Origin of the sequence: Candidatus Palauibacter polyketidifaciens (assembly GCF_947581785.1) — a bacterium.
GTDB classification, from domain to species: domain Bacteria; phylum Gemmatimonadota; class Gemmatimonadetes; order Palauibacterales; family Palauibacteraceae; genus Palauibacter; species Palauibacter polyketidifaciens.
Genome location: NZ_CANPVO010000040.1, coordinates 1 through 15388, shown reverse-complemented (window position 1 = coordinate 15388; position 15388 = coordinate 1). Strand labels below are relative to the sequence as shown.

Sequence of the window (15388 nt, the reverse complement as noted above, 5' to 3'; positions counted from 1 at the left end):
TCACATGTTGTCGATCATCGCCCGGCCGAACTCGCTGCAACCGAGGAGTGTCGCACCATCCATCAGGCGCTCGAAGTCGTACGTCACCCGCTTCTCGCTGATGGTTGCGCTCAAGGAGGATACAATAAGGTCGGCGGCTTCGTTCCACCCGATATGCCGCAGCATCATCTCCCCTGACAGGATCACGGACCCCGGGTTCACCTTGTCCTGTCCGGCGTACTTCGGCGCGGTACCGTGCGTTGCCTCGAAGATCGCATGGCCCGTCTCGTAGTTGATGTTCGCGCCGGGGGCGATGCCGATCCCGCCCACCTGCGCGGCGAGCGCGTCCGAGATGTAGTCCCCGTTCAGATTCATGGTCGCGATTACATCGTACTCCGCGGGCCGCGTGAGGATCTGCTGCAGGAACGCGTCGGCGATCACATCCTTGACGACGATTCCATCCGAGGTCCGGCACCAGGGGCCGCCGCCGAACTCCCGCGCCCCGAACTCGTCCTTCGCGAGTTCGTAGCCCCAGTCGCGGAAACCGCCCTCGGTGAACTTCATGATGTTCCCCTTGTGGACCAGCGTGACGCTGCCGTATCCCCGGTCGCGGGCGTAGCGGATCGCGGCGCGGACGAGCCGCTGCGTCCCTTCCCGCGAGATCGGCTTCACCCCGAAGGAACTCGTGTCCGGGAAACGGATCGTCGAGACGCCCATCTCATCGCACAGGAAGTCGCGCAGACGGCGGGCCTCCTCACTGCCGGCTTCCCACTCGATTCCGGCGTAGATGTCCTCGGTGTTCTCGCGGAAGATCGTCATGTCGACGAGGTCCGGCTGGCGAACCGGCGACGGGACACCCTCGAACCAGCGCACCGGGCGGACGCACGCGAACAGGTCCAGTTGCTGGCGCAGCGCCACGTTGAGCGACCGGATCCCGCCACCCACGGGCGTCGTGAGGGGTCCCTTGATCGCGACCCGGTGATGCCGGATCGCGCGGAGCGTGTCCCCGGGCAGCCAGTCCCCCGTGCGATCGAACGCCTTCTGACCGGCGAGCACCTCGAACCACGCGATCCGCCGTTCGCCGCCGTAGGCCTTCTCGACGGCCGCTTCGAAGACCGCGCTCGCGGCGCGCCAGATGTCGGGACCGATCCCGTCTCCTTCGATGAAGGGAATGATCGGGCGGTCGGGCACGTCGAGGCGGTCGCCCACCATGCGGATGGTACCGCCGGAGGGCGTGCGCAGGGTGTCGTATGAGGGAGACGCGTCGGCCATGGGGGTTTCTCGAACGGTTTCGGGGATCTTTCCTTACGCTCACCGGGGATCGGCGCGGCGGGAGGGGAGAGTACGCAAGCCCTTCACCGATGACAAACCATACAGGCTGTATACAATCGCATCGTATGTATACGACCCATGTCCACTGGAGACCTCAAGTAGAATCTCACGGCGACGCCGTACGGGAGCCGAGCGGGGCGGCTCCCGTACGAATAAAGCGTTGCCGGTCAGTGGCTTACGGGCACGATCTGCACGCCCAGCACGAAGGTCAGGTCCGTCTCGAGCTGGGGACCGTCGAGGTCGCGAACGAGGGGGAGGAGCACTTCGCCGGCGATCCGAAAGGCCCTGGCCCGGGGGATGTAGAGGTTGAGGCTCAACCCGCCCTCGACCACGGTACCTGCGCGGAGGTCGGTGCGGGCTGTGGGTACCATTTGAGGGTTTACGCTGGGCGCGGCGTCCCTCCCGTCGATGTTGCCCGTCCGCGTAGCGACCAGTCGCACGGCGGCCGCAAGGTTGCGGCCCAGCACCCTGGCCCACCATGCAGTCCCCTGCACCTTGTCGCCGAGCGCCCAGTCGCGGTCGTTCATGCCTGTGCGCAGCACGGCGTTCCCCTGGGCGCCCCAGGACCAGTCGCCGGCCTGGCCCAGCCAGGTGAGGCCGGGGCGCAGGTCGAACGTGCCGGACCCGATCTGCATGGGGTAGGGGAGCTGGACCTCCATCCCGTCGCTGATCGGGAGGACGTCCACCTGTTCGATCGATCCGGTCGGGAGGCCGACCATCGCGTTCAGGTGGAGCGACTGGTTCGCCCAGTCGGCCAGGCCGATCATGGCGCCCACCTTGACGTCGCCCAGGCCGCCCGATTCGGTCGTGAACGACCCGCCGTGGCGCGTGATGTGGTCCATCGAACTCGACACTAAGGGGAGCATGGCCATGAAGGTGACGCGATCGGATGGCGCGAACATGGCCCCGAACATGTGCATCGTCATGGGCATGCGGGTCGGCGTGATCATGAACCCCCCATCCGGCGAAACGATGTCCGCGTCGGCGATGGGATCGGTACCGATGCGGCTCCCCTCCATGGCCATCGTCATGTAGCGGTAGGAGAGCATCACCTCGCCCGCCTCGTGGCGGTGGTCGGCCATGACTCCGATGGGGGCGTGGCTGTCCGCGCGCGAAGCGTTCCACTGCGCGGCCACGGGTGCGGCAAGAATCAGCAGCGCGAATGCGCCGGGTATCGTGCATTTCTTCAAGGTTCGACTCCTCGTTCGACAGGGGATGAGTCGCCGTTCGACGCACGCCGCCTCGCAGGCGGCCCGGTCGATCCGGCAACGAGCCCGACGCATCCACCCCTTCTGACCGGCGGGGTTGGACTACCGGGCGTTCCGTACGGGTTCTTGTCGAGGAGTCAGGCGGGGGGCGGCTGTCCGAACGGTCGGAGGTAGGCGGCCGGGTCGGGTGCCGGGCGGAGGTGGGGCCGCACCCCATGCGGGGCCTGGCTTGTGGAAGTCGGGTGTGCGGTTTGCAGGGCGGACCCTGCGATGGCCGGTCCGCAGCAGGTCAGGCACATCCCGAGGCAGTCGCACGGTCCGCCCGAATGCGGGTGCGAGTTCGTGGTGGCGCCGGCACCATAGGCGTGAGAGTGCCCCGCGTGGCTGTCCGCGCGGGCGGTCTCCGCATGCGTGCCATGGACCGTGGCGGCGTGGGGGCTCGACTCGTCGCCGTGCACCGCCTGGTGCTTCGGACAGGGTTGAAGGGGTGCGCCCGGCCCGATTCCAAGGAGGAAGGCCGCGATAACGGCCAGCGCGTCGAGCCGGCAGCGTGCCGGTCCTCTCCTCATGCTCCAGGTCGGCGGTCTCGGGCGTCGGCGAGCCATCATCAACGCCGGGGCCAGACCCCGCTCATCTCCTGACCGCCCCGGACCCACACGACGGTGGGACCCGGGTCGGCCTCCGATTCGAGCGCGGTGACGAGGTCCTCGAGTTCCCGGGTCGCACGGTCCGCCGCTCTCAGAAGGAGATCTCCCGCCCGGAGCCCGAGCCGGGCGGTGACCGTTCCCCGCGCGACCCTGAGAACGAGGAGGCCGTCGAGGCCGGCACGGTCGGAAAAGTCGCGTACGGGCTCGAACTCGGCTCCCGCGAACGTGCGATGGAGGCGCACGGCGAGATCGGGCTCCGGCAGTGCCACCCGAGCGGCACGCGCCACGCGACGCCGGAACTCCATCGCCGAGAGGCGTGCCCGCACGGCCCCGACGTTCTGGAGCGCAAGCGTGAAGTCCCGATAGGCCGATTCCGTCTCGCGCTGCAGGTCGCGGAGTATTTCAACGCGAACCGCCGGCAACTCCGCCGCCGGCCGGTCGCGCACGGGCAGCACGTTGAGTTGGCCGTCCACGACCCGCACCGCGGAGGGCTCCACCGCCACGCCGGTCTCGTCCGTATCGCGGAACGCGAGGGCGAAGCCGGCGCGGTCGCGCTCTGTGGAGTCGCGCCCGTCGGAGTCCGTCAACCACAGGACGAACGTGCCACGCCGCGGGTTCCCGGCCGCGGCGACGATCGTCCGACGGCCCACCATCGGGATGCCGTCCGCATCCGGGGGCCGCGCGTCGGGGATGACCTCCAGCGTGCGGTCCGTCCCGTCTCGCGTGACCTGCAGCCGTACCGGGACGCGCGGGCGGATCGATGCGAGCAGGTCGGGCAGATTGACGAGGGTGATCCTCGTACCGTTCATCGCGGCGAGTCGATCGCCGACGAGGAGTCCCGCACGCGCCGCCGGCCCGTCTTCCTGCATTTCACGCACCTGGATGACGAGCGTGCAGTTCTTCCAGTCGTCCGAAGTCTCCCAGCCGCAGTTATGGCGCTCGTCGACCCGAACCCCGATCCAGCCCGGAGCGTCGACTGCCGGGGTCTCCTGCGCCGCGGCGGGTGGGGACGTTAGCGCAAGGACGCCCGCGGCGAGGAACACCACGATCGGGCCCGGAGGCGGTGAGAGGGGCGCGGTCACCAGGTTCGCGTCCCGCTCGCGCGGCTCAGATCCTCCGCGAGCCGATCGCGCGTTTCCACGAGCTCCAGCAGGTAGGCGCTGGCGAGGGGATCGTCGGGATTCGTCGCGAGGCGGTCGCGCAGCGCCCGGATCAACCCCTCCAGCCTCGCCAGCCGCTGGGCCGTCTCCAACGGATCTCTCGCACTCAACCCGCCTTCAGCAGCCGCGTCCGCCCCGCCCGCTCCCACCTGCCTGAGCGGCGAGCGCAACGATTCCATCCGGCTGAGCCCGTCGACGAGCGCGCGGTCGTCATCGGTCGAAACGACGGCAGGAAGGTCCCCGGTCGAACCCGGCGGACTCGCGTCGCGCCCGCCCGTGAACTGCAGGCCGGCGATCACGCCGCCGGCAAACAGCACGAGGGCGGCCGCGGCCTGCAGCGGTCCCGGGACGAAGAGACGGCCGCCAAAGCCGCGTCCGAGCCATCGGGAGCCGGAACGGGTCTCGCCGGCATCGAGCGCGGCTTCGATCGCGGCCCACTGCCCGGCCGGCGCCTTCTCATCCGGCAGCGCGGACAGCGCCATGCGCAGCCGGCTCAATCTCTCGAACTCCGCCTGGCACTCGCTGCACGTTTCGAGGTGGGCCCGGCAGTCCCGGTCGGCCCACGGCTCGTCGAGCAGTGCCGAGATTCGCTCGGCATCCATGTGGTTCGCCATCTCTTCTATCCCTCTCAGAGGCGCGCTTCGCCCCGTGCACCGCCGTTCCCGGAACCTTCCGGAGCGATGAGCTTCCGCATGCGCGCCCGCGCCTTGTGCAACTGCGATTTCGACGTGCCGGGCGAACAGCCCAGAGCCTCGGCGATGTCGTTGTGCGTCCAGCCTTCCACGTCGTGCAGCACGAGGACCCTCCGGTACCCCGGCGGCAACTGGTCCAGCGCCCGGGTCAGGACCCGCCGCGTCACGATCACGTCGTCGTGCGCCCGCGCCACGCGGGGAAGCTCGGCGGCGGATTCCACCGGACGCCGCTTCGACGACCGGCGCAGCCGGTTGAGCGCCACGTTCGTCGCCAACCGGTAGAGCCACGTGCCGAAGGCCGCATCTCCCCGGAAGAGATGGAGCTTCTCGAACGCGCGGATCCACGCTTCCTGGGAGAGGTCCTCAGCGAGGTGATCGTCGCCCACGAGGCGGCGAATCACCGTGTAGACGCGTCGCGCGTGGAGTTCGTACAGCTCCCCCATCGCGGATCGCTCTCCCGCTTTGGCGCAGGCGATCAGTTCGCGTTCGTCCACATCGTCCCTCTGAAGGTCACCTTCCGGATCCACCGCTTTGATGCGCGGTTCAGGCCGCGGGTTGCCCGCCCCCGGCCACTCGGATGCCCTCGGCCCCGGAGCCGGTCCTGCGGAGTACGGCGCAGACCAGCAGCCCGAGCAGGATGCCCGCGAGGGCGTCGGTCGCATAGTGAAAGCGACCGTACACCGTCCCCGCAGTCAACGCGAGTTCCGGGATCAGGAGGAGCCAGAACCAGCGCCGATCCTCGCGTCCGGCGGCCACGACCCCGGCCAGGGAGGCGGCGATGTGGGAACTGGGGAAAGCCGTGCCCTTCGACGATCCGGCCTCCAGGATCCCGTGCACGATCCCGAACAGCGTACCCTCGCCGACCGAGCTGCCGATCTGGACAAACTCGTATCGGGGGCCGGCGACGGGGAAGAACATGAAGATGAGGTAGGAGGCGAAGAAGGCGGACGCCACGGCGAGGGCGGTGCGCTGGAAGGCCTCGATCCCCCGGGTGGCGAACACGCCCAGGATGGCGGCGGGGATGATGGCGTAGTAGCCGAAGTAGCCCAGATGCAACACCTCGGAGAAGGAGAGCCAGGGGAGCCATGCGCTGAGATCGATGCTGGGCTGTCCGCCGAACAGGGCGGCATCCCACGCCTGCACCATGGCGTCGAAGTAACGTTGCGTGAGAAAGCGGTTGAGGACCGACAGTTCCGCGTACAGGAGGGGCGTGATGAGCACGGCGTACGCCCCCCTCGCGATCGCGGCGAGGCCGGCCCGGGGGTGCCAGGCCGCAAGTCGCGTGATCCCGAAGACCGCGACCGCGTGGGCCGCCGCGATTCCCGCGCCCGGGAGCCCACCGAACACCAGGGCGACGAGGCCCGTGCAACCGAAGTAGCCGATGGCCACGCGATCGACGGGCAGAAGCCGTCCGCGGACACCGCCGCTCACAGCCAGCCCATGCGGCGATACCACTCGGCGGTGCGCGCGAGCCCCTCGTCGATGCCGACCCGCGGACGCCAAGGGTCGAGATATCTCCGGCTCGACTCGATGTCACAGGTCCAGGCGTATGCGGACAGATCGCGCGCGCGCCTCCGGTCGAACGCGGGGGCCTTCCCCGTCAGGCGGCCCGCGAGTTCCGACAGCGCCCCGACGGTGAGAAAGAGGGCGGATGGCAGCCGCAGGACGCGGCCCGGGCGGTCGACGGCGGCCATTAGCGCGCTCGCCAGCGCGCGCCAGGTATGGCGCTCCGCCGCCGCGATGGGAAGCGGGCGCGGCGCCGGCGCCGCCTCGAGGGCGGCGAGGACGGCCGAGACGACATCGGCAACGTACACCGGCTGCAGGGGCGCACGGCTCCGCGGAATCGCGGTCCACCCGCGCGCCGCCAGCCGGAAGAGCGGCAGCAGGTCGGAGTCGCGCGGGCCGTAGACGCCTCCCGGGCGGAGTACGACGACCTCTATCGACCCGCCGATGCCGGCGAGCGCGGCCTCCGCTTCGGCTTTCGACCGGCCGTACGGGCTCACCGGGCCGTCCGCGCCATCCGGACCCCGGGCGGCGAGGCTGCTGATGAAGACGAACCGCCGGACTCCCGCCTCCGCCGCCGCCTCTGCGAGCCTCCGTGTCCCGACCGCATTTACGGCCATGAACTCCGACTCGTTGCGCGCCCGCGTGAGCGCACCGCAGTGGACGACGGCGGAGCAGCCCGCGAGTGTCGCGGCCGCCTCCGACGTGTCCTCCGCCCCTAGATCGAGTTCGACCTTCTTCAGCTCCAGAGGGTCGAGATGACGCGTGTCGCTCGTTCGCCGCACGCTCGCCGTGACCTGGTGTCCGGCCGCGACGAGGGCCTCGGCGAGATGACCGCCGAGGAACCCGCTTCCCCCCGTCAGAAAGACTGATGCCATGAGTAAAGCGACATAGTAAAGCGCCTACAGCGCCGCTTCGTACAGCCGGTAGGTTCGGTACATCCTGCCACCGAGACGCTCGATCGCCTGGTTCATCTTCTGGTTGTCCTCGAGGATCCACGACTGCTCGGCGGACGTCATCCCGGCGGCGATCCCCTTCCTGAACAGCCAGAGGTAGAGGAGGACATCGACGGCCTTGCCGCGCCATTCCTCGGCAAGGCCGAGGATGATGACGCGCATGCACGTGATCTGCCGCCTGTAGATGAGCGCCTTGAGAATCCCGAAGGGGAAGAGTCTTCCGTTCATCCGGCGCAGCACCTGGTTGAAGTCCGGTAGCGCGAGAGCGAAGCCGGCGGTCTCGCCCTCCGGCGTCTCGGCGAAGAGCGCGAGTTCGGGGTCGAGTATGGGCTTGAGTTCGGCCGCCATGTGATCCATCTCGGCCTCGGTCATGGGGACGAAACCCCAGTTCTTCTCCCAGGCCGCGTTGTACAGGCGCTGGACGCGGCCGAGTTCTTCGTCGAATCGGGACATGTCCATCGTCTTGATCCGGATGCCGTACCGGCGTGTCGCGACCTTCTCGGCGCGGAAGAGGTGCGGCGGCCAATCGCCCTTCTTCATGAGCCAGGCGAAGAGATCCTTCACCTTTCGCAGCCCGGCAGCCTCCAGCAGCCCGGGGTAGTACGGCGGGTTGTAGGGCATGAGCACGACCGGCGGTCCGGGATCTCCGTCGATGAGGAGGCCACAGGTCTCATTGGTCGAGAAGCTCGTGGGGCCCCGCATCGCTGTAAGGCCGCGTTCGCGGAGCCAGGCCCGAACCGCGTCGAGCAGCGCCCCGGCCACCTCGGGGTCGTCGACGCACTCGAACCAGCCGAAGAACCCCACCGATTCGTCGTGCAGCCGCTCATGATTCCGGTTCCGGATCGCGCAGACCCGGCCCACGGCCCGGCCGTCGCGCAAGGCGAGGTAGGGCTGGACTTCCGAGTGCAGGTGGAACGGGTGTTTCGCGGGATCGAAGGCCGCACGCACGTCCCTTTTCAGCGGGGGGACCCAGTCGGGGTCGCCCCGATAGATCGACCACGGCAGGGCGATGAAGCGCTTGAGGTCGGCGCGGCTCTCGACGGGGACGACGCGCAGGGAGGAAGCGAGATTCGTCATAGTGGGAGGCGCCGGTTCAGACGACGCCGAGCTTCTTCCCCACGCGCTCCACCTGCTCGAGCACGAAATCGAGATCGTCGTCCGTGTGCGTGGCCATGTAGCTCGTGCGCAGGCGGCAACTCCCCTCGGGAACGGCGGGCGGAACGACCGGGTTCGAGAAGACGCCCGCCTCGAACAGGGCTCGCCAGAACACGAAGGTCTTCTCCATGGGCCCGATGAGAATGGGGACGATCGGAGTCTCGGTCGGCCCGATGTCGAACCCGATCGACTTGAAGCCTTCCATCATCCTGTGCGTGTTCTTCCAGAGCTGCTCCCGGCGTTCCGGCTCGTCGCGGATGATCTCCAGCGCCTTCAGCACGGTGGCGGCAGAGGCGGGTGGCATGCTCGCGCTGAACATGAGGGCGCGGGCGTTGTGCTGGAGGTAGTCGATGACGTCCGCGCGGCCCGCAACGAAGCCGCCGATCGAGGCGAAGGACTTCGAGAACGTGCCGAGGATCAGGTCCACTTCGTCGGTGAGTCCCCAGTGCTCCGCGGTGCCCGCCCCGGTTTCTCCCAGCACGCCCACGGCGTGCGCGTCATCCACCAGGATGGCCGCGCCGTACTCTCGCCTCAGCTCGACGAGGGTGGGCAGGTCGGCGATGTCGCCTTCCATGCTGTACACGCCGTCCACCGCGATGAGCTTGCCGCGCGAGGGCTTCTCGGCCTCGAGCATGCGGCGCAGCGTGGCGAAGTCGTTGTGGTTGAAGCGTCGCGTGCGGCCGAGCCCCAGACGTACGCCGTCCTGGAGGCTCGCGTGGTCCAGCTTGTCGATGTAGACCGTGTCCGCGCGACCGATCAACGCGCCCAGCGTGCCCAGATTCGTCTGGTAGCCGGTCGAGAATACGAGCGCCGCCTCCATGCCGGTGAAGTCGGCGAGCTCGTCCTCGAGCTGCTCATGCAGGTTGAGGTTGCCGTTGAGGAAGCGGCTGCCCGTATTGCCGCTTCCGAACTTGTTGAGCGCGTCGCGGGCCGCCTCAAGGACGCGCGGATCGTGCGTGAGCCCCATGTAATTGTTGGAGCCCACCATGATCTTGCGGGCGCCGTCGATGACGACCCAGGTGTCGTGCGAGGCCTCAATGGGCATGAAGTACGGATAGAGGCCGGCCTCGCGAAGGTCGTTCACGGTCGCTAGTTCACGACACTTGTCGAGGATCGGAGGCGGCTGGACGCGGCTTTTCATTGAGCCCGACCGGGACACCGCAGCTTGGGGCGTAGGATTCTGCACGAAGCGAAGCTAAGCCGGAATCGGGACGCCCGGCAAGGAAAATCGACCGTTCATGGGGAGTAGCAACGTGGATCGAGACGGGATGTTCGACATCGTCGCCATTGGCGGAGGTACGGCGGGTCTCGTGACGGCCGCCGGGAGCGCGGGGCTGGGCGCGAGCGTGGCGCTGATCGAGCGCGACCGCCTCGGCGGCGACTGCCTCTGGACCGGATGCGTGCCCTCCAAGGCGCTGATCAGCTCGGCCCGGGTGGCCCATCATTTTCGTGACGCCGCCGCGCACGGGCTGCGGCCCGTCCAACCCTCGATCGAGGGAGCGGACGTTCTCGCCAGCGTCCGGGCCGCTCGGGCCGAGATCGAGCCGCACGATGATCCGGAGCGTTTTCGGGCCATGGGCGTCGATGTGGTCGAGGGTGCGGCTCGCTTCGTTTCGCCGCACGAAGTGGAGGTGGACGGCCGCCGCATCCGTGCGCGCCGTTTCGTCATCGCCACCGGCTCCAGAGCGGCCGTGCCGCCGATCCCGGGACTCGCGGAGGCGGGTTACTTCACGCACGCCGAGGCCTTCGACCGCGACACGATCCCCGCGTCGCTCGCCGTGGTCGGCGGCGGGCCGATCGGCGTCGAACTCGCCCAGGCCTTCCGCCGCCTCGGCTCGGACGTCACGGTGGTGGAGTTGCTCGACCGGCTCATGGTGCGCGAGGAGCCGGAGCTGGGAGAACTGCTGACGAGCAGGCTGCGTGAGGAGGGCATCGAGGTCCGGACCGGCCACGTCGTGACCCGGGTCGACCGGGCGGGCGACCGGCGGCAGGTGACGATCGCCGCCGCCGGGGACGCAGGCGGCGACCACCCGGCGAGCGCGCCCGAGATGTTCGAGGTCGACGAGGTGCTGGTCGCCGCGGGGCGTGCTCCGAATACGGAGGACATGGGACTCGACGCGGCAGGGGTGGAGACCGCGAAGGGCTGGGTCACCGTCGATTCGAAGCTGCGCACGTCCAGGAAACACATCTTCGCCGCCGGCGATGTCATCGGCGGTTTCCTGTTCACCCACGTCGCCGACCACGAAGCGCGCACCGTCGTGCAGAACGCCCTCTTTCCCGTGCGCGCGAACATCGACTACGGCGTGATCCCGTGGTGCACGTACACGGAGCCCGAACTCGCCCACGTCGGGCTCACGGAAGCCGAGGCCGTGGATCGCCACGGGTCCGCGGTGTCCGCGCACGTCTACGACATCGGGAACCTGGACCGGGCGATCGCCGAGCGCGCCGCCATGGGCAGGGTCAAGGTCGTCGTCGGCAAGGGGGGCCGGATCCTGGGCGGACATATCCTCGCGCCGGGCGCAGGGACGATGATCGCGGAGATCTCGCTCGCCATGAAGGCGGGGGTGAAGCTGGGGACGCTCGGGTCGCTGGTTCATCCCTATCCGACGATGAGCGAGGGTGTGAAGCGTACCGCCGACGCCTACCGCAGATCGACGCTGACGGGATGGAGGAAGTCGGCCGTCGACCTCGCGCTCAGGATCGGGCGGTCCCTGCCGCCTTGAGGACCCCGGCAGCCCGTGGCGACCGCGCGTTCACGTCGTGTCCGATCAGTGCGGGGGGCCGGGGTCATTCCAGCTCGTCAGCCGACGCGGTGGCGCCCCGTGTAGATGTTGAATCCCGTCGGCTTCGCGAAGCCTATTAGCGTCATCCCGAACTCCGCGGCCACGTCGACGGCGAGGCTCGAGGGGGCGCCCACGGCCGCCACGATCGGGATTCCGGCGGCGAGCGCCTTCTGCATGATCTCGAAGGAGGCCCGGCCGCTCACGGCCAGCACCGTATTCCCCAGCGGCAGATCCCCCTGGAGGAATCGGTCTCCGATCACCTTGTCGAGCGCATTGTGGCGTCCGATGTCTTCGCGCAGGAGACGCAGCTCACCGTCCGTGTCGAACAGGCCGGCCGCGTGCAGCCCGCCCGTCCGTTCGAACACCGGCTGGCGGCGGCGAAGCGCTTCCGGGAGGGTGCGCACGATCTCCGCCGCGACGGTCGGCCCCTCGGCCGGCAGGGGCGCACAGCCCCGGATCTCGATCGCCTCCAGGGAGGCCTTTCCGCAGACGCCGCAGCTCGATGTCGTATAGAAGTTCCGGGTCAGCTCCGCCGGGTCGAAGCGCGCCGTCTCGGTCAGGTGCGCGGTGACGATATTGTACTCCTGCGTTTCCACGTCGACGCAGTACCGCAGATCGGCGAGTTCGGAGCGCTGTCCCAGCAGCCCCTCCGAGAAGAGGAACCCGGCCGTGAGGTCGAAGTCATCTCCCGGCGTCCGCATCGTCACGGCCACCTGGTGCTCTCCCCCGTCCGCGGGCGCGATCCGGATCTCGAGCGGCTCTTCGACCGCGACGGCGTCGCGCCGCCTTCGGCTCGAGGCTTCGGAGACGCGATCGATGTCGACGCGGGCGGTGTTCCTTCGGGGCGTAATCATGGGCCGAAGCTACGGTGTCGAACTCCGGGGTGCCGGAGCAAGCGCTCCGTCGACCGTCGTGTCCAGCGCCGGGGCGGTGCCGAAAGTCGTTTGCCGCTATTCGTGTCGGCGGGTAACTATGACGGCATGAACACGCCCTCGGACGCGGATCTGCTCGCGAAGTGGCGGACACGGCCCGCTCCTCTGCTTCCCCTGCTGCATGACTTCCACGAGAGGGATGGGTGCCTCTCGGAGGCGTCTCTCCGAGCCATCTCCGAGGATCTGCGGATTCCGATCGCTGACCTCTTCGGCACCGTGACCTTCTACCACCACTTTTCCCGCGACCCCGAGGGCTACTCTCATCCCCGCGTCTGCACGGGACCGATCTGCGCGCTGGCAGGGGCCGACGAACTGCTGGCCGCGCTGCCGGGCGCGCACGCGATGCCCTGCCCCGGTCGCTGCGACGAGCCGATTCCGGTCCTTGACCGTGACCGGGTTCTCTGCGGAACGACGGTGGCGGATCTCTCCGGCCGGCCTTCTCCTCTTCCACCCGCGGTCCCGCCGGACATTGAGGAATGTGTATTCGCGCACATTCGAACTCCCGGACGTGCCACCCTGGCGGGCTATCGGGCGACGGGCGGCTATGCGGGTCTGGAGAATGCCCTCCGGGGGCGGCCCGATGCGCTCCTCGATGTCATCGACGCGAGCGGTCTGGCGGGGCGGGGCGGCGCCGGCTTCCCCACGGGGCGGAAGTGGCGGGCCGTGGCGGAGGCGGCGGGGGAGCCGAAGACCATCGTCTGCAATGCCGACGAGGGAGAGCCGGGCTGCTTCAAGGACCGGGCGCTGATGGACTACGACCCGCACGCGGTGATCGAGGGGATGATCGCCGCCGGCTTCGCGACGGGGGCCACGCGCGGGTTCATCTACCTCCGCTACGAGTATCCGGACACGATGCGCATCCTGGAGACGGCCCTGGAGGAGGCCCGTGGCGCCGGGCTGCTGGGACCGGACGCCTTCGGGCCCGGACGGCCCTTCGACCTCTGGGTACGCCGCGGCGCGGGCGCTTACATCTGCGGCGAGGAGACGTCCCTTCTCAACAGCCTCGAGGGCAAGCACCCGTTTCCGCGCAACCGGCCACCCTTCCCGGTGACGCACGGGTACGAGGATCTTCCCACGGTCGTGAACAACGTCGAAACGCTGGCTTCCGTGCCCCATATCCTCGTGCACGGCGCCGACTGGTATCGGGATCTCGGGATCGGGGACCACGCGGGCACGAAGGTGATCTCGCTCTCCGGGGACGTCGCTCGCCCCGGCAACTACGAAGTGCCCATGGGCTTCCCCCTCATGACGCTGATCGACGACTGGGCCGGCGGGGTCCCGCGCGGGCGGAAGATCCAGGCGGTGACGATGGCGGGGCTCTCCGGCGGCTTCCTGGCGGGAGATGATCTCGCCGTCACGCTGGACGAGCCCGATATCCGCTCGAAGGGGTCGTTCCTGGGCGCCGGCGGCATCATGGTCTTCGACGACTCGCGGGACATGATCGAGGTCGCCCATTCCGCCATGGAGTTCTTTGCCGAGGAATCGTGCGGCAAGTGTTTCCCCTGCCGCATCGGCACGCAGCGCCTCACCGAGCGCCTGCACGGCGAGGGCCCGACCGGGATCGCCGCCTGGATCGACGAGGTGCACGACCTCGGCGACACGATGATGCAGACGAGCGCGTGCGGACTCGGGCAGGCCGCTCCCCTCATCACCGAGAGCCTCATTCGCTACTTCCCCGATCGCATCTCCAGGCACGTCGCCGACTCCATCTAGCGAGAGATTCCTTGACCGGAACGATGGCCGGATTTGTCGTGGCGCGCGCGACACGTCATTTTAGTCGGCCCGGCAGTTTCCAGCGGCGCAGCGCCCCGGGCCTCCGGAGGTGGGTTTGAGCGACAACTCGGGTAACGGCGCAGGCTTCGATTTCGAGATCACGCTCGACGGCGCGAAGGTGGGCGTCCGTCGGGGCGAGAGCCTTTACGAGATCTCCGAGCGGCATCGCAAGGAGATCCCGACGCTGTGCTACGATCCGCGTCTGGAAGCCTTCGGTGCCTGCCGCCTCTGCATCGTTGAACTCGAGGGCGCCCGCAACCCCGTCGCCTCCTGCACCACGCGGGCGGAGCCCGGGATGCGGATGACGACCCGCTCGGCGCGGCTCGACATGCACCGCCGGGTGCTCATGGAGATGCTCGCCTCCGAGAACCGCGACACGGATGTCGATCCGCTCTCCGGGTACGCCTCGCAGGAGATGGCGGTGCTGCTCGACCGCTACGACGCCCGGACGGGCCGCTTCGCCGGGGCCAGGTCCGGCCGCAGCCGGCCGGACGACGACAACCCCTTCATCCTCCGCGACTACGACAACTGCATTTCCTGCTATCGCTGCGTGCGAGTCTGCGCCGAACAGGAGGGCGACTACGCGATCTCGATCATGAATCGCGGGTTCGACACACAGATCACGACGGAGTTCGAGGGCCTGCTGGGGGACTCCGCCTGCACGTTCTGCGGGCAGTGCGTACAGACCTGCCCGACCGGCGCTCTCGCGGACATCAAGGCGCTCGCGAACGCGGACGTGCCGGGGGAGACCGAGAAGACGCGTACCGTGTGTCCCTACTGCGGCGTTGGGTGCTCCGTCGACCTGCTGTCCCGCGGGGACACGCTGATCGGCGTCCAGCCGGCCATGGACGGGCCCGCCAACGAGGGCGCTCTCTGCGTCAAGGGACAATTCGCGTTCGACTTCGTGCAGCACCCCGACCGGCTCGCCTATCCGATGGTGCGGGGCGAGGACGGCGAACTCCACGAAACCGACTGGGACACGGCCCTCGACCGCGCGGCGGCGGGTTTCACGGCGGCGGTGGAGAATCACGGCAGGCACTCCGTGTACGGCGTCGCCTCCGGACGTGCGCCGCACGAAGCGGCCTACATGATGCAGCGGTTCATCCGGGGCGCGTTCGGTACGAACCAGATCGACAACTGCAGCCGTGCTTGACACGCCCCCACGGTCGCCGGTCTGGCGGCCTCAATCGGACGGGGGGCGATGTCGAATCCACTCGAGGACATGGAAAAGCCCGATGTGATCTTCTGCATCGGGACCAACATGACCG

Annotated in this window: 13 protein-coding genes; 3 read left to right on the top strand and 10 right to left on the bottom strand. The window is 68.7% G+C overall.

Annotated features, from left to right (window positions below):
• The 9 genes from icd to RN729_RS11040 all read right to left on the bottom strand — a co-directional run bounded on the left by icd (window position 1) and on the right by RN729_RS11040 (window position 9773).
• Entirely contained in the window at window positions 1–1251 is a 1251-nt protein-coding gene (icd, locus tag RN729_RS11080) for an NADP-dependent isocitrate dehydrogenase (protein WP_310784762.1), read from the bottom strand.
• Window positions 1252–1478: 227 nt separating this feature from the next.
• A complete protein-coding gene (locus RN729_RS11075) occupies window positions 1479–2501 on the bottom strand; it encodes a hypothetical protein (RefSeq protein WP_310784761.1) in 1023 nt (340 codons plus the stop codon).
• A 625-nt stretch (window positions 2502–3126) separates the two neighbouring features.
• The gene (locus tag RN729_RS11070; RefSeq protein ID WP_310784758.1) at window positions 3127–4248 is read right to left on the bottom strand and encodes a PDZ domain-containing protein; all 1122 of its coding nucleotides are present in this window, start codon (window positions 4246–4248) and stop codon (window positions 3127–3129) included.
• The gene (locus RN729_RS11065) at window positions 4245–4940 is read right to left on the bottom strand and encodes a hypothetical protein (RefSeq protein WP_310784756.1); all 696 of its coding nucleotides are present in this window, start codon (window positions 4938–4940) and stop codon (window positions 4245–4247) included. The genes RN729_RS11070 and RN729_RS11065 overlap by 4 nt, the downstream gene beginning before the upstream one ends.
• Before the next feature lie 14 nt (window positions 4941–4954).
• Window positions 4955–5512 carry a sigma-70 family RNA polymerase sigma factor gene (locus tag RN729_RS11060; protein ID WP_310784754.1) on the bottom strand — a complete coding sequence of 186 codons (558 nt, stop codon included), beginning with the start codon at window positions 5510–5512 and terminating at the stop codon, window positions 4955–4957.
• Between the two features lie 49 nt (window positions 5513–5561).
• Window positions 5562–6449 carry a phosphatase PAP2 family protein gene (locus RN729_RS11055; RefSeq protein WP_310784752.1) on the bottom strand — a complete coding sequence of 296 codons (888 nt, stop codon included), beginning with the start codon at window positions 6447–6449 and terminating at the stop codon, window positions 5562–5564.
• The gene (locus RN729_RS11050; protein ID WP_310784750.1) at window positions 6446–7399 is read right to left on the bottom strand and encodes an NAD-dependent epimerase/dehydratase family protein; all 954 of its coding nucleotides are present in this window, start codon (window positions 7397–7399) and stop codon (window positions 6446–6448) included. The genes RN729_RS11055 and RN729_RS11050 overlap by 4 nt, the downstream gene beginning before the upstream one ends.
• Before the next feature lie 24 nt (window positions 7400–7423).
• Complete coding sequence (locus RN729_RS11045) at window positions 7424–8554, bottom strand: hypothetical protein (protein WP_310784748.1); 1131 nt, start codon at window positions 8552–8554, stop codon at window positions 7424–7426.
• Window positions 8555–8570: 16 nt separating this feature from the next.
• Window positions 8571–9773, bottom strand: coding sequence for an aminotransferase class I/II-fold pyridoxal phosphate-dependent enzyme (locus RN729_RS11040; protein ID WP_310784746.1), 1203 nt, complete (start codon window positions 9771–9773; stop codon window positions 8571–8573).
• A gap of 112 nt (window positions 9774–9885) precedes the next feature.
• Between RN729_RS11040 and RN729_RS11035 the strand changes: the two genes are divergently transcribed.
• The gene (locus RN729_RS11035; protein ID WP_310784744.1) at window positions 9886–11355 is read left to right on the top strand and encodes an FAD-dependent oxidoreductase; all 1470 of its coding nucleotides are present in this window, start codon (window positions 9886–9888) and stop codon (window positions 11353–11355) included.
• Between the two features lie 77 nt (window positions 11356–11432).
• Here RN729_RS11035 and fdhD read toward each other — a convergent pair whose 3' ends face one another.
• Window positions 11433–12269, bottom strand: a complete 837-nt coding sequence (gene fdhD / locus RN729_RS11030; RefSeq protein ID WP_310784742.1) for a formate dehydrogenase accessory sulfurtransferase FdhD — start codon at window positions 12267–12269, stop codon at window positions 11433–11435.
• Window positions 12270–12395: 126 nt separating this feature from the next.
• Here fdhD and RN729_RS11025 point away from each other — a divergent pair, with 126 nt between their 5' ends.
• Together RN729_RS11025 and RN729_RS11020 are read left to right on the top strand one after the other, a co-directional pair.
• Entirely contained in the window at window positions 12396–14060 is a 1665-nt protein-coding gene (locus tag RN729_RS11025) for an NADH-ubiquinone oxidoreductase-F iron-sulfur binding region domain-containing protein (RefSeq protein ID WP_310784741.1), read from the top strand.
• 115 nt (window positions 14061–14175) lie between these two features.
• The gene (locus RN729_RS11020) at window positions 14176–15273 is read left to right on the top strand and encodes a 2Fe-2S iron-sulfur cluster-binding protein (protein ID WP_310784739.1); all 1098 of its coding nucleotides are present in this window, start codon (window positions 14176–14178) and stop codon (window positions 15271–15273) included.
• Window positions 15274–15388: the final 115 nt, after the last annotated feature.

Excerpts from the sequence above, each read along its gene's own strand:
- icd (WP_310784762.1), bottom strand. The coding sequence starts at position 1,251 with ATGGCCGACGCGTCTCCCTCATACGACACCCTGCGCACGCCCTCCGGC.
- RN729_RS11065 (WP_310784756.1), bottom strand. The coding sequence starts at position 4,940 with ATGGCGAACCACATGGATGCCGAGCGAATCTCGGCACTGCTCGACGAG.
- RN729_RS11050 (WP_310784750.1), bottom strand. The coding sequence starts at position 7,399 with ATGGCATCAGTCTTTCTGACGGGGGGAAGCGGGTTCCTCGGCGGTCAT.
- RN729_RS11045 (WP_310784748.1), bottom strand. The coding sequence starts at position 8,554 with ATGACGAATCTCGCTTCCTCCCTGCGCGTCGTCCCCGTCGAGAGCCGC.
- RN729_RS11040 (WP_310784746.1), bottom strand. The coding sequence starts at position 9,773 with ATGAAAAGCCGCGTCCAGCCGCCTCCGATCCTCGACAAGTGTCGTGAA.
- fdhD (WP_310784742.1), bottom strand. The coding sequence starts at position 12,269 with ATGATTACGCCCCGAAGGAACACCGCCCGCGTCGACATCGATCGCGTC.
- RN729_RS11025 (WP_310784741.1), top strand. The coding sequence starts at position 12,396 with ATGAACACGCCCTCGGACGCGGATCTGCTCGCGAAGTGGCGGACACGG.